The sequence below is a fragment of the Aquidulcibacter sp. genome, from assembly GCF_044346625.1.
In the GTDB taxonomy this organism is placed as follows: Bacteria; Pseudomonadota; Alphaproteobacteria; order Caulobacterales; family Aquidulcibacteraceae; genus Aquidulcibacter.
Genome location: NZ_JBIIYV010000070.1, coordinates 1 through 13,496, shown reverse-complemented (window position 1 = coordinate 13,496; position 13,496 = coordinate 1). Strand labels below are relative to the sequence as shown.

Annotated in this window: 13 protein-coding genes; 9 read left to right on the top strand and 4 right to left on the bottom strand. The window is 57.4% G+C overall.

Annotated elements, in window-relative coordinates:
• The 8 genes from rpsK to recG all read left to right on the top strand — a co-directional run.
• Window positions 1–247, top strand: a 247-nt coding sequence (rpsK, locus tag ACIQ20_RS13710; protein ID WP_395781214.1) for a 30S ribosomal protein S11, incomplete at its 5' end; no start/stop codon positions are given.
• A 95-nt stretch (window positions 248–342) separates the two neighbouring features.
• Entirely contained in the window at window positions 343–1,359 is a 1,017-nt protein-coding gene (locus tag ACIQ20_RS13705; RefSeq protein WP_085340330.1) for a DNA-directed RNA polymerase subunit alpha, read from the top strand.
• A 44-nt stretch (window positions 1,360–1,403) separates the two neighbouring features.
• Window positions 1,404–1,808, top strand: a complete 405-nt coding sequence (gene rplQ, locus ACIQ20_RS13700) for a 50S ribosomal protein L17 (RefSeq protein WP_395781212.1) — start codon at window positions 1,404–1,406, stop codon at window positions 1,806–1,808.
• Window positions 1,809–1,913: 105 nt separating this feature from the next.
• Window positions 1,914–2,453 carry a pseudouridine synthase gene (locus tag ACIQ20_RS13695; RefSeq protein WP_395781210.1) on the top strand — a complete coding sequence of 180 codons (540 nt, stop codon included), beginning with the start codon at window positions 1,914–1,916 and terminating at the stop codon, window positions 2,451–2,453.
• Window positions 2,454–2,575: 122 nt separating this feature from the next.
• A complete protein-coding gene (locus tag ACIQ20_RS13690) occupies window positions 2,576–4,006 on the top strand; it encodes a Do family serine endopeptidase (RefSeq protein WP_395781208.1) in 1,431 nt (476 codons plus the stop codon).
• Window positions 4,003–5,304 carry a replication-associated recombination protein A gene (locus tag ACIQ20_RS13685; protein ID WP_395781206.1) on the top strand — a complete coding sequence of 434 codons (1,302 nt, stop codon included), beginning with the start codon at window positions 4,003–4,005 and terminating at the stop codon, window positions 5,302–5,304. Before ACIQ20_RS13690 ends, ACIQ20_RS13685 begins: the two co-directional genes overlap by 4 nt.
• Window positions 5,305–5,517: 213 nt before the next feature.
• Window positions 5,518–6,414, top strand: coding sequence for an acyl-CoA thioesterase (locus ACIQ20_RS13680; RefSeq protein WP_395781204.1), 897 nt, complete (start codon window positions 5,518–5,520; stop codon window positions 6,412–6,414).
• Between the two features lie 35 nt (window positions 6,415–6,449).
• Window positions 6,450–8,531, top strand: a complete 2,082-nt coding sequence (recG, locus tag ACIQ20_RS13675) for an ATP-dependent DNA helicase RecG (RefSeq protein WP_395781202.1) — start codon at window positions 6,450–6,452, stop codon at window positions 8,529–8,531.
• A 3-nt stretch (window positions 8,532–8,534) separates the two neighbouring features.
• Here the strand turns inward: recG and ACIQ20_RS13670 are convergent, their stop codons facing one another.
• Together ACIQ20_RS13670 and ACIQ20_RS13665 are read right to left on the bottom strand one after the other, a co-directional pair.
• Window positions 8,535–9,245 carry an ATP12 family chaperone protein gene (locus tag ACIQ20_RS13670; RefSeq protein WP_395781200.1) on the bottom strand — a complete coding sequence of 237 codons (711 nt, stop codon included), beginning with the start codon at window positions 9,243–9,245 and terminating at the stop codon, window positions 8,535–8,537.
• 71 nt (window positions 9,246–9,316) lie between these two features.
• Window positions 9,317–11,473 (bottom strand): ATP-binding protein, encoded by a 2,157-nt coding sequence (locus ACIQ20_RS13665; RefSeq protein WP_395781198.1) that lies wholly within the window; start codon window positions 11,471–11,473, stop codon window positions 9,317–9,319.
• A gap of 191 nt (window positions 11,474–11,664) precedes the next feature.
• Between ACIQ20_RS13665 and ACIQ20_RS13660 the strand changes: the two genes are divergently transcribed.
• Window positions 11,665–12,459, top strand: coding sequence for an ion transporter (locus tag ACIQ20_RS13660; protein ID WP_395781196.1), 795 nt, complete (start codon window positions 11,665–11,667; stop codon window positions 12,457–12,459).
• On the opposite strand, the gene ACIQ20_RS13655 is transcribed toward ACIQ20_RS13660, so the two are convergent.
• The gene (locus ACIQ20_RS13655; protein WP_395781194.1) at window positions 12,456–13,127 is read right to left on the bottom strand and encodes an HAD-IA family hydrolase; all 672 of its coding nucleotides are present in this window, start codon (window positions 13,125–13,127) and stop codon (window positions 12,456–12,458) included. The two genes, ACIQ20_RS13660 and ACIQ20_RS13655, sit on opposite strands and share 4 nt — an antisense overlap.
• The coding region (locus ACIQ20_RS13650; RefSeq protein ID WP_395781192.1) for a pseudouridine synthase at window positions 13,124–13,496 on the bottom strand (373 nt) is incomplete at its 5' end. The genes ACIQ20_RS13655 and ACIQ20_RS13650, both read right to left, overlap by 4 nt.

Genomic DNA, 13,496 nt, shown 5'->3' with positions numbered 1-13,496 from the left:
CATGATGGGCTTTAAGGGCTCACGCAAATCCACCCCTTATGCTGCTCAGGTAGCAGCAGAAGACGCTGGCCGCAAAGCGGCTGAGCACGGTGTCCGTAACCTCGAAGTTAATGTGTCCGGCCCAGGTTCTGGTCGCGAGAGCGCGCTGCGCGCCTTGCAGTCGGTTGGTTTCATCATCAGCTCGATCCGTGATGTGACCCCGATCCCGCACAACGGCTGCCGTCCACCGAAGCGCCGTCGCGTTTAATCGCGCGGCATTGGCGAGTCCACACGGGCCCGCATTCGGTTGACTATTGACTTGGCGAACAAAGTTTCGCCCCCGACTATATAGAGGATTACATGGTGCTCGAAAAAAATTGGAAGCTGTTGATCCGCCCAGATAAGACGGTCATTGAACATGGTTTCGATCCAGCGCGTAAAGCAAAGCTGATCGCAGAGCCATTAGAGCGCGGGTTTGGGATGACTTTGGGTAACGCGCTTCGCCGCGTGCTTTTGTCGTCTCTGCGCGGCTCGGCCATTACTTCGGTGCAGATCGACGGTGTTGTCCACGAGTTTTCCTCGATTGCTGGTGTGCGTGAAGACGTGACCGACATCGTGTTGAACATCAAAGGCGTGGCTTTGGTCATGCATGCAGACGGCCCAAAGCGCATGACCTTGCGCGCGCAAGGCCCAGGTGAAGTGACCGCTGGAGAAATCCAAGCCGGTAGCGACATCGAAATCCTGAACCCAGAACAAGTCCTGTGCACCTTGGACGACGGCGCTGAAATCCGCATGGAATTCACTGTTGAAAACGGCAAGGGCTATGTGACGGCGGATGCAAACCGCCCTGAAGATGCGCCAATCGGCTTGATCGCGGTTGACGCGCTCTACAGCCCAGTAAAGCGCGTTGCCTACAAGGTGGAAAACACCCGCGAAGGCCAAGTTCTCGATTATGACCGTCTGGTCATGGAAGTTGAAACCAACGGTGCCATGACGCCTGAAGACGCGATTGCCTATGCAGCGCGCATCATTCAGGACCAATTGGACGTCTTCATCAACTTCGAAGAAGCCAAGACGAAGAAAGTCGAAGAAACCCGCCCAGAATTGCCATTCAACCCAGCTTTGTTGAAGCGTGTGGAAGAGTTGGAATTGTCGGTGCGTTCGGCAAACTGCTTGAAGAACGACAACATCATCTATATCGGCGATCTGATCCAGAAGACCGAAGCAGAAATGTTGCGCACGCCAAACTTCGGCCGCAAGTCCTTGAACGAGATCAAGGAAGTCCTCGCGCAAATGGGTCTCCATTTGGGCATGGAAGCGCCAAACTGGCCCCCTGAAAACATCGACGAACTCGCTAAGAAGTTCGAAGACCAAATGTAATCAAGACGCAACGTCGCGAGACGTCGCCAGATGGAGAAATAGAAATGCGCCACGGTCACGGACACCGGAAACTGAACCGGACACATGAACACCGCACCGCCATGTTCGCCAACATGGCTGCCAGCTTGGTGAAGCACGAGCAAATCGTGACCACCTTGCCAAAGGCAAAGGAATTGCGCCCAGTTTTGGAGCGTTTGATCACTTTGGCTAAAAAGGGTGACTTGGCTTCGCGTCGTCTGGTCGCTTCGCGCATGCGCGATGAGACTCAAACCAAGAAGCTGTTCGACGTCATCGGCCCACGCTATGCTGACCGCGCTGGTGGTTATTTGCGCATCATGAAAGCGGGCTTCCGCCATGGTGACAATGCAGCCGTCGCCGTGATCGAATTTGTCGACCGCGACATCAGCGCCAAGGGTAAAGACTCCGGCCCAGTTGCTGGCGACGAATAAGCTTTAGCGCTGTCGTTGTATTAAAAGGCCGCCCTGTCTGGGGCGGCTTTTTTGTTTTTGGGGCTCTGCTTTGCCCGATCCCACCAACCGCCCTATAAGCCCCCCATGCCCCGCCTCATCCTGTTCAACAAACCCTATGACGTCCTCTGCCAGTTTTCGGGTGGGGAGGGGCGGCAGACTTTGGCGGATTTTGTCAAGGTGCCGAACGTCTATCCCGCTGGCCGCCTTGACCGCGATAGTGAGGGGCTTTTGCTCTTGACCGATGATGGCAAGCTGCAAGCAAGGATCGCGGATCCCCAATTCAAGCTGCCTAAGACCTATTATGTGCAAGTCGAGGGCATCCCAACTGATGAGGCGCTCGAAGGCCTAGCCAAAGGGGTGGTGCTGAATGATGGGCCAACGCGGCCAGCGGAAGTCGCCCGCCTCGACGATCCGGGCCTATGGCCGCGTAACCCGCCAATCCGGGTGCGCAAGAGCATTCCCGATTGCTGGATCAGCCTGACGATCCGTGAAGGCCGCAACCGCCAAGTCCGGCGCATGACGGCGGCGATTGGCCACCCGACGTTGCGTCTAGTGCGGGTTCAGATTGGCGAGTGGGCGTTAGGCGACCTAGCACCGGGTCAATGGCGGGATTGCGCGCTGTAACGAAAAGGCTGAACATTGCCTTGTCTGACTGATTTGTCACAATTGGGCCACTTGCGGTTCATACTCAGAGACCCTTCATAGAAGCCATGAACAAACAGACATCCAATGGAGGCCGGGTCGGCATGTTAAAATTGATCGCCGCTTCTGCGGTGGGCGCGGGCCTCGTCACAGGTGTGCCCTTGATCGCCCAAGTTGCTGCCGGCCAAAAGCCTGCCGCTATAGCCCCTAGCACCCTAACCAGCACGCCGGCCCAGCCACGAGTGGTGCCTGCCACCAAGTCTGACGCGATTTCCTCCTACGCACCCATCGTGCGGCGTTCGTCTGCAGCGGTGGTGAATGTCTATGCGCGCTCGATCCAGCGCGGGCGGGTTGCGGTTGATTTCTTTGGCGGCGCTTTTCGCATGCCAGACCGCGCCAGCCAGAGCCAAGGCTCTGGCGTTGTGGTGCGCGATGATGGGATTATCGTCACCAATAATCACGTGGTTGATGGCGCGACAGAATTAGTCGTTGTGCTGGGTGACCGGCGAGAGTTTCCGGCCAAAATCGTCCTGACCGACCCGCGCACGGACCTTGCCGTGCTGCGCATCGACACCAAGGGGGAGCGGCTGACTGCTCTGCGCTTTGCCGACACATCGAACGCGCAAGTGGGCGATCAGGTTCTGGCGATTGGTAACCCTTTCGGTGTGGGCCAAACCGTCACAGGCGGCATCATCTCTGCCCTTGCCCGCACGGACGTGGGCATTACCGACTATAGCTTCTTCATCCAGACCGACGCCTCCATCAATCCCGGCAATTCCGGCGGGGCTTTGGTGGATATGAATGGCGATCTGGTCGGCGTGAATACCGCGATCTTTTCTCGCTCTGGTACGTCGGCTGGTGTTGGCTTTGCTATTCCCGCTGAGATGGTCAAGCGCGTGGTCGATGGTGCTGTCACCGATGGGAAAGTCATTCGCGCTTGGACTGGCATCAAAGGCCAGAATGTCGATGCCGAAGTCGCCCGCTCCCTAGGCCTCAGCCGCCCGGGCGGCATTTTGGTGACGGATGTCTATCCAGGCTCTGCCGGGGCCGAAGCGGGCTTGCGCAGAGGCGATGTGATCACCGCCTTTGCTGGCGCACCTGTGGCCGACGATTCTGGCCTGAAATATCAAGCCGCAACTCGCAAACCTGGTGAAGCGGTTGAATTTACCTATCAACGCCAAGGCCAAGTTCGCACCAGTCGCGGCAAGCTCTCGGCCCCTCCGGGCGAAGCGCAGACCCCGCGTGTGCTTGCCGGGCGGCACAGCTTTGATGGCGTGAGCGTCGCGACAATCAATCCAGCTCTAGCAGAAGAGCAGGGGGTGGACCCGTTCACGCGAGGCGCAATCGTTACCGCGGTTGATGGCGCGCGGGAAGGGGCCCGCGCTGGCCTTCGCCCGGGCGATATCATCCTGCAGGTCAATGATGAGCCGATCCAGTCCTCGCAAGACCTCTCCGACCGTCTCAGCGGTGGCCAGCGGGCCAAGGTCACGATCCAACGTGGGGATCAGCAAATCACGGCGGTCCTATTCTTGTGAGCGATCTGTTTGCGGCCTCAGGACTGGAAGCAGACCTAAGCCGACCCTTGGCCGACGTGCTGCGCCCAACCAGCCTTGCCGATATTGTCGGCCAAGATCATCTCTTGGCCCCAGGCGGGGCCATTGGCCGCATGGTGGCGCAAAAGCGGCTGTCCAGCATGATCTTATGGGGCCCGCCGGGCGTGGGCAAAACCAGCCTTGCGCGCTTGCTAGCCGATGCGTCTGATCTGGCCTTTACCTCCATTTCGGCAGTGTTCTCAGGCGTCGCCGATCTGCGCAAAGCGTTCGAGGCCGCCGCCCAATTGCGCACGACGGGGCGTGGCACCCTGTTATTCGTGGACGAAATTCACCGCTTTAACCGCGCGCAACAAGATGGCTTCCTGCCCTATGTCGAGGCTGGCACTGTAACTTTGGTGGGTGCGACAACGGAAAACCCCAGCTTTGAAATCAATGGTGCGCTTCTGTCGCGCGCGCGGGTCTTTGTCCTGAGACGGCTGGAAGACGAGGGGCTCGAAACCCTATTGCAACGTGCCGAGGCCCATTATGGCCGCCCTGCGCCCTTGGACACGCAGGCCCGCCAGACGCTGATGGACTTTGCCGACGGCGATGGCCGCCATTTTTTGACCTTGTTGGAAGAGGTGTTTCAAGCCGCTTTTGACCAGCCCTATGACCGAGCAGGCCTCAGCCAATTCTTGCAATGCCGAGCACCCGCCTATGACAAGAATAAGGACGAGCATTATAATCTGATCTCGGCCCTGCATAAGTCGGTGCGCGCCAGCGACCCCGATGCATCGCTTTATTGGCTGGCGCGCATGCTGCATGGTGGCGAGAACCCGCTTTTCATTGCCCGCCGCTTAGTTAGGATGGCGAGCGAGGACATAGGTCTGGCGGACCCGACGGCCTTACGCGTCACCATCGCTGCCCGCGACGCGTTTGAGTTTTTGGGCTCGCCTGAGGGGGAGTTGGCGCTGGCGCAGGCGACTTTGCATCTGGCGTGCGCGCCCAAATCCAATGCCGCTTATGTCGCCTTTAAGAAGGCCCAAGCCTTGGCCGCTCAAACAGGCTCCGAACCCCCACCCGCGCGGTTTCTCAATGCCCCCACCACGCTGATGAAGGAACAGGGCTATGGCGCAGGCTATGTTTATGATCCAGATGCACCGGGCGGCATTTCAGGGCTATCCGGCTTCCCGGACCGCATGGGACCGCAGGATCTGTATCAGCCAACCGAGAATGGCGCCGAGGCGCGCATTGTGGAGAAGCTAGAAGCTTGGCGCGCGCTGCGAGGGGCGAAGTTGTAGGGGGTGAAGGACCGCGCAGCACTAGCTGCGCATCTATAAGCGTTGGCATGCGCGGCTCGTGCTGCGCGGTCCTTTGGCAACGCAAACGCTCCATCTTGATGTCGCAGATCGAGAGATGGTGCAGTCTAGCAGGACTGCACCCTACCGCGCCGGACCTTCTTTTCCTGCACCTGCGAACTTCCCCCGCGAGCGCAATTGTCCTAACTGAGCAGCATGACTGAGCAACATCCCTCCCCCGAAGAATTGATCCATGGCTTAACCACTTTGTTGGATGTCGAGACGCTCGACACCGACCTCTACCGCGGTGCGCGCAAAGACGGCGGGCGGGGGCGCGTGTTCGGGGGGCAAGTGATTGCCCAAGCATTGATGGCGGCGTGTAAATCGACCGATGCTGATCGTTTGCCCCATTCGATGCACGCTTATTTTATGCGGCCCGGCAATGAGGATTTCCCCGTCGTTTACCGTGTAGTGCGCGACTATGATGGTGGCAGTTTCTCGACCCGTCGCGTTATCGCCCAGCAGCAGGGCGTGCCGATCTTGAATATGGCCGCATCCTTCCACAAGCTGGAACAAGGTCTGAACCACCAGGACAAAATGCCGGACATGCCAGACCCCGAGTCTTTGCCGTCCGAGCTCGAATGGCGGAAAAAGTCTATTGATATGGTGCCCGAGCGGTTTCGCCCCTTCTTCTTGACGCCGCGCCCGATTGAGTTTCGCTCACTCGATGCTGCGGCTTGGTTGAAAGCGGACAAATTGCCGCCGATGCAGAATTCGTGGTTCCGCGCCGTGGCACCTATGGGCGATGATCCGCAGATTCATCGCGCCGTACTGGCCTATGCCACCGATATGCAGTTGTTGGGAACGTGTGCACGCCCGCATGGTCTCAGCTGGATGCGGGGCGAGTTGATGACGGCGAGCCTTGATCACGCAGTTTGGATTCACGATGACTTCCGGGCTGATGAGTGGTTGCTGTATTGCACTGACAGCCCGTGGGCCGGGCGTGGGCGCGGCATGAACCGCGGTAAAATCTTCACCCGTGACGGGCGCTTGGTGGCCAGCGTTGCGCAAGAAGGCTTGATCCGGGTGATGAAAGCTAAAAGTGGCGCGTGACGCGGCGGGTCAAGCTCGGCTAAACATAGGGCACCATGCGTCCTGAAAGCCTGTTTGCCCTCTTTGCGCCTTTGACGACCCTGCCCGGGGTCGGCCCCAAGATTGCGCCTTTGGCGGCTAAAGCGGCTGGCGGCGAGACCGTGCGCGATCTCGCTTTTCACTTGCCGACAGGGCTGGTCGACCGACGGTATCGCCCCAAAATTCATGAAGCAGAGCTTGGGCGTTTATGTACCCTCGAAGTGACGGTGGAACGCCATCAGCCCGGTGGCATGGGCAGGCCTTATAAGGTGCAGGTGTCAGACGATACGGGCTTCCTGTCGCTTCTCTTCTTCAAGCCCAATGCGCGTTATCTGAGCGAGCGCTTGCCCGAAGGGGCGACACGCGTGGTTTCTGGCGAAATCAGCGAGCGTTATGGCGAGCGGCAGATGATCCATCCGTCGCGTATCCTTAATCTAGATGATCCCGATTTGGGCGTGGTGTTTGAGCCGATTTATCGCAGCGTGGCGGGCCTGTCGCACCGCGCTCTGGCGAAGATTTGTGGCGCAGCGGCGCATAAGGCTGAGGGGCTTGCCGAATGGGCCGATCCCGCGCTGGTGGCACGCGAAGGCTGGGAGAGCTTTGGCGCAGCCCTTGTGCGTGCCCATGCCCCCGATGGGGAGAATGAGATCCTGCCCGGCACGCCTGCACGGCGCAGGCTGGCTTATGATGAGCTTTTTGCCCGCCAAATTGCCCTGCAGCTGTCGGGTGCCGCAAGGCGGCGTACCCCAGGACGCGCCATCCACGGCACAGGTATCTATACCGACGCTCTATTAGCTGCTCTCCCCTATCACCAAACCCAAGCCCAAGCCCGCGCTTTTGCTGAAATCGGGGCGGATATGGCGGCATCAACGCCGATGTTGCGCCTGCTGCAAGGCGATGTCGGCGCGGGCAAGACTTTGGTCGCGGCGTGGTCGATGGCGCGCGCCGCTGAAGCCCACATGCAGTCAGCCTTGATGGCACCTACCGAGATCCTCGCGCGCCAGCATTATGCGGGCCTAGCCCCCTTGATGGCCAAGATCGGCCTGCGCCTCGAGGTCCTGACTGGTAAGGATAAGGCCAGTCATAAGCGCATGGTGCTAGAAGGCCTCGCCAATGGCGATATTCATGCGGTGTGCGGCACCCATGCTTTGTTTCAGCAAGGCGTGGTATTTCAGCAATTGGGGCTGGTGGTGGTCGATGAGCAGCACCGCTTTGGCGTCGCTGACCGGAGGCGCCTGATCGACAAAGGCTTTGCCCCCCACGTGCTGGCAATGAGTGCGACGCCCATTCCGCGCACGCTTGCCATGGCCGTTTATGGTGACCTTGATGTCAGTCGTTTGGATGAAAAGCCGCCAGGGCGCGCGCCGATCAAGACCATCGCCATGTCGCTCGATCGACTGGATGAAGTGGCCGAAGCCGCCCGTCGCGCCATTGAGAAAGACGACCGCGTATTCTGGGTCTGCCCGCTCGTGGAAGAGAGTGACAAGGTAGACGTATCGGCGGCCAGCGACCGCTTTCAGGACTTGCAGGCCATGTTTGGCGACAGCGTGCGCCTTATCCATGGCCGGATGTCATCCAAGGACAAAGACGAAGCGATGGAGGACTTTCGCTCTGGGGCGGCTAAAATTCTGGTCGCCACTACAGTGATCGAAGTCGGCGTCGATGTGCCCGAAGCTAGCGTGATGGTGATTGAGCATGCAGAGCGCTTTGGTCTCGCCCAATTGCACCAGCTCAGGGGACGGGTAGGGCGGGGCGGTAAGCCCGGCCATTGCCTGTTGCTCTATGCTAATCCGTTAAGCGAGATGGGCGCACGCCGCATTGCGAAATTGCGCGAGACCGAAGATGGCTTTGCCATTGCTGAAGAAGATTTCAAGCTGCGCGGCGGGGGAGACCTTTTAGGTTTGCGCCAATCGGGTATCCCGGCCTTTAAGCTGGCCGACGCTGCCCTCCACTCAGACCTATTGGCCATCGCCCAACGCGACGCGCGTGTGTTGGTGGACGCTGACCCCACGCTCTCCAGTCCACGTGGGCTTGCCGCCCGCTTGGCGCTGCATCTGTTCGATCAAGTGGATCCTGAGGTGTTTTTGGGAACGGGGTGAGGGTTAGTCTAGCGCTGAAACCAATCGCTCCGCCGCAATCAGGTCGACGCGCCGGGCATTGGCGATTTTTTCTTCATCGGGGTCGGGGCCCCAACGTTCGGCCTGCCAATCTTCTTCCACGCGTATGGCGCGGAAGGCTGCTTCGCCGTCAATGTGGCGGTGGATGAGGGCAAGTGCCACAATGGCAGAGCCTGCGAGCCCGTTGGCGAAGGCCAGCGCCGTGAGGCGCAAATCGTCGAGTGCGTGGGCGGCGGCTTCAATGCGGGCGAGAGACTCTTCAGGTTGATCAATCGCCAATGCCTGCATCGTGGTGACAAGCTGAACGCCAAAGTGCGCCTCTGCCCAAGTAAGTAACGGGTCCCAGGCCGCGGCTTGGGCAGCAACCAAGCTAGCAGGCGTTGTTGCCCGATAACACACAAGGTCGGTCGCCGCATATTTGACGATCTCGCCGACCATGGCCGCGCGGGTCTCTGCCGCCCGGTCCAATGCAACATTGACCAGTCGGGTGATTGGCATGGCGAACGGGTCGATGGTTTCGAGCTGCGCGTCCCATTCGGCCGCAACCAGTTTGGCAGCGGCCTCTGTTGGCAGGACGAGCGGCTTTTTCGCGGGGGTCTTGGGCGTCGCCCGATCAAGGCGCACGGCAAAGCCGGTTTCGACCGGGGCGATATCGACAGTCTTATAAAAGCGGCGGCTGGATGTTTGCTGGGTCATGAAAGTCAAATAGGGTGTTTAGCCACCACTGGCCAGCCGAGCCAGGGAGTGAGATGCAACGCCCGGCGATTCTAAGCCTGTTTGCAGTCTGTTTCTTCAGAGCCCTCTTGGGGGCCAACTTGTGCTCGAGCGATCGCCAACTCAATGCCGTCTATCAAGCTTTTTGGGGTAATCGGTTTGGCGATATAGTAATCACAACCAGCTTCCCGACCTTGATCGACATGCTCCTGCAGCGCATTAGCGCTCAACATGGCGATTGGTGTTCTTTGTAGGCCCTTTGCCGTCTCTAGCCGTCGGATTTCACGCGTTGCGGTTAGCCCATCCATTTCTGGCATTTGCATGTCCATGAGAATGACGTCAAACGATCCTTGGTGAAAGGCCTCCAACGCCTCAAGGCCATGATTGGCAATGGTGAGGTCAACGCCAAGTGGCTCTAAAATCAACGCCACAACACGCTGATTAATCACATGATCCTCAACCAAGAGAATTTTGAGGTCACTTTGTGCTGGGTCATCTGGCCTGGTCCCTGTTGAACCAAAGGAACTGGATTCTAGCCTGCCTGATTCAGGGCGAGGTGAGGTGCGACGCGTGGGCAAAACCAATCGAAATACACTGCCTATACCGGGGGTCGAGTCAGCCAGAATCTTTCCGCCCAATGCGCTGGTCAAAGCGAGACAGATCGACAAGCCAAGGCCTGATCCACCAAATGCACGGGTAATTGATGCGTCGGCTTGCTCGAAGCGACTAAAGAGACGCTTTTTGGTCGTGTCATCAAAGCCTATGCCCGTATCAGTGACTTGAACTATGAGCTGGTCAGCACTGTCGCCCCCCGCGCTCTCAGACAAAGTGACTTCGATACCGACCGAACCAAATTGAGTGAACTTGACGGCATTTGAAACCAAATTCGAGACAATTTGGCGAAGTCGCAGAGGATCGCCTCGGAAAAGACCGTGTGCATTGGGTGCAATACTCACAGTGAACTCTAGGCCTTTTGATTCCGCAGCTGGGCGCAGAATCTGTGTCGTTTGTTGGATAAGCTTGAAGAGGTCGAAGTCATCTTCAGTAATTTCAAGCTTGCCAGCTTCGATTTTAGAAAGGTCTAGAATATCTCCAAGTAGACCCTCTAAGGCGTTACCCGACGACAAGATAAGGTTGACCATTTCTTCCTGACGCGGATCAAGGCTTGTGCGGGCTAGGGCACCCGCCATGCCGATGACACCATTTAGGGGCGTCCGAATTTCATGGCTCATATTTGCAAGGAAGCTGGATTTAGCTTGATTGGCGGCTTCTGCCTTGGTCGCCAAATCAGCAATTTCTTGGGCTTGCAGAAACTGAGCGACGCGCTCAGCCAAAGAGACAACGAAGGCACATTCATCGTCATTCCATTGGCGGGTTCTGCCTTGGGATTCACAGCATAAGACACCCTTTAACTCGCCATCAAAGAGAATTTGGGCGTCCAAAAGTGACTTAATCCCCAGTGGTTGACAATAATCGACCCTTAGCCGTTCTGAGCGTGGATCTGTTACCACGTCGTGTATGGCTGCAACCCGTTCCTGCTCAATTGCCTGAAAATAAAGAGGATAGTCACCCCGGCTAATGGAATGCCCATCGCTGAAATAATCCAGAGAATCTTCGCGCCGTTGCACACAGCTAAGTGTTTCTCGGCGATCATCAAACACCCACAGGCTTGCACGCTCTACTTCCAGTGCCGAAGTGGCCGATTGGGTGATGGCAGAAGCGAATTTAGCCAAGTCGACTTCGCCCGTTAGTTGTAAGCGAAGCAGCTGGTCGAGTTCCTCGCTAAAACAGGCTAGTTTTTTCGACCTTTGCAATTGGTCGTCAACACTGGCTCGCAAGAGGGCCGCTGCATCGCACAAGCCTGCAAACTTGCCTTGGTCCGTTACAATAAATCCATCCAAGAAAGCTTCGTTCGTGTATTCGGCAAAGGAAGCAGAGACCTGAAGAATTGATAGGTGTTTATCGAAAATTGGCGGCGCTTTGTTCATCAGCATCGCAATTGGTCGTTTCTCCCACAGCGCACGTCCAAAAGTATCAGCATACTTAAGCAAAAAGGCCTGTCGCGATACCAAGCCAACTGGCTTGTTGTCGGTATCAATGATCGCAATTGCCATACAATTTGGGTCCGCACTGAAAATCTCAAACGCATCTTGCCCTGTCGCGGTCGACAGGAGATGGGGAGAGTTTGGACTTAGCAACTGAATGATCATTTTTGCCTCTTACCCTCCGTTTTAGTCCTGCAAGCCTAAAAAATGGTTGTTTTACTGTGACGTTTCTGTGAATAGCTGCACGAATTAAAGGCCTTTCGGCTTGGTTTTCTTTAATTTTACCCCCTCCAAGCCAGTCAAATCCTTGACCCAATCCAACCGCCGCGCCAATGGGAAGTGCTAGGGAACCTGTCATGTTAGATAAAATTCAAAAAATCCTTGAATCGCGCGCGTTCGAGTGGGTCATTACTGGCCTCATTTTGGTCAATGCTTTGATCCTGGGGCTGGAAACGTCACCCGCAATCATGGCGACGTGGGCCCCAATCCTGATAGGACTCGATAAGGCTTTGCTAGCCGTTTTTGTCGCAGAACTGGGCTTAAAGCTGATCGTTTATCGGCAGAAGTTCTTCCAGTCTGGTTGGAATTTGTTTGACTTCACCATCATTGCGATCGCACTTGTGCCTGCATCGGGTCCGTTAAGCGTCTTGCGGGCGCTGCGCGTCCTTCGGGTCCTGCGCTTGATCACGATCATCCCCAGTTTGCGCCGGGTGGTGGGGGCTATGCTTTCGGCATTGCCTGGTATGGGCTCCATCATCGTTCTGCTTGCCTTGGTTTTCTATGTCAGTGGCGTGATGGCGACAAAATTGTTTGCGGCAACGGAGCCTGAAGCTTTTGGCGACCTTGGCCGCAGCCTTTACACCCTGTTTCAGCTTATGACTTTGGATGGATGGTCTGGGGAGATCGTCAAGCCAGTCTTAGAAAACCACCCCTATGCGATGTTCTTCTTCCTGCCATTCATCCTGTTCAGCGCCTTTGTGGTGTTGAACCTTTTTATCGGGGTAGTCGTTGGGGCGATGCAGGATGAAGCACAAGATGTAGTGGCATCTGCTGCCCTAAGTGCCCAAGCACGCGAGGAGGCTTTACTAGATGAAATGAGAGCGTTACGGGGCGAAGTTGAGGCTCTTCGCGAAACGCTGAAACGCAGTTAGCTGTCCTTTACGTAGCCCTTCAGGACCTGCTCGAGTTCCCCCATCTGGTGGGTGACGCGCGCGGCACCGGCGGCCAGCATTTCTTCGGTCGTACCAAAGCCCCAAGATACGCCGATTGCCGTCGTACCGGCCTGAACGGCCATGGCCATATCATGCTCGCTGTCGCCGATTACCAAGGTCTGGTCAGGCTTGGCACCGACCACGCGCATATTCTCTAGCACCATATGCGGGTGAGGTTTGCCCGGACCGTCATCGGCGCAAAAATGGGCTTGGAAGAGATCGCCCCAAGCATGCTGCTCCAGCATGGCATCAAGCCCCCGACGGGACTTGCCCGTGGCGATGCCCAATACCCAATTGTCTGCCAGTAAGCTGCGTAACAGCGCATCGGCCCCGTCATAGGCGGGTGACTGAAAGGCTGGGTCTTGCCGTATGTCGAAAAAGGCGGTGCGATAGCTCTCTAGGATAGACTGACGCAGTGCGTCGTCGGCATCGGGGGCGAGATAGGCTAAGCCCGGCCCCAAAGACAGGCCAATGACCCGCCTGGTCCGTTCAAACCCCGGAGGGGCAAGCCCGGCACCAATAAAGGCCCTGTCCATGCAAGCCGTGATGATTGCCCGGCTATCGACCAAAGTGCCGTCAATATCAAAGACCGCGAAGCGAAAGGTCAAGCATCCACCCGGAAATGTTCAAACGGGTCGCGGCCTTCAAACTGCTGGAAGCCAAGTGCGTCGAACGCTTTCAGCATGTGGGGTGGCAGGTCGGCGGTAACGCTCAGAATCCCGCCTTTTGGGTGCGGGATGCGGATCGCACGAGCATGCAGATGCAATTGCTCACCCAAGCCACCAATAGGCTCGCGGTCACACACATATTTCGGGTCACCTGCAATGGCATAGCCCATTTCTGCCATGTGGAAGCGCAATTGGTGGGTGCGTCCGGTAATAGGCTTCAGCGCCACCCAAGATGCCTTGGTACCAGCGTTCGAGATGACGTGATAATCGGTGATGGCGAACACCGCATTGGGTTCCCCGTGCGCTGCG

Coding starts and splice junctions, on each gene's coding strand:
- ACIQ20_RS13690 (WP_395781208.1), top strand. CDS start 2,576: ATGTTAAAATTGATCGCCGCTTCTGCGGTGGGCGCGGGCCTCGTCACA.
- ACIQ20_RS13660 (WP_395781196.1), top strand. CDS start 11,665: ATGTTAGATAAAATTCAAAAAATCCTTGAATCGCGCGCGTTCGAGTGG.
- ACIQ20_RS13670 (WP_395781200.1), bottom strand. CDS start 9,245: ATGACCCAGCAAACATCCAGCCGCCGCTTTTATAAGACTGTCGATATC.
- ACIQ20_RS13665 (WP_395781198.1), bottom strand. CDS start 11,473: ATGATCATTCAGTTGCTAAGTCCAAACTCTCCCCATCTCCTGTCGACC.
- recG (WP_395781202.1), top strand. CDS start 6,450: ATGCGTCCTGAAAGCCTGTTTGCCCTCTTTGCGCCTTTGACGACCCTG.
- ACIQ20_RS13680 (WP_395781204.1), top strand. CDS start 5,518: ATGACTGAGCAACATCCCTCCCCCGAAGAATTGATCCATGGCTTAACC.
- ACIQ20_RS13695 (WP_395781210.1), top strand. CDS start 1,914: ATGCCCCGCCTCATCCTGTTCAACAAACCCTATGACGTCCTCTGCCAG.
- rplQ (WP_395781212.1), top strand. CDS start 1,404: ATGCGCCACGGTCACGGACACCGGAAACTGAACCGGACACATGAACAC.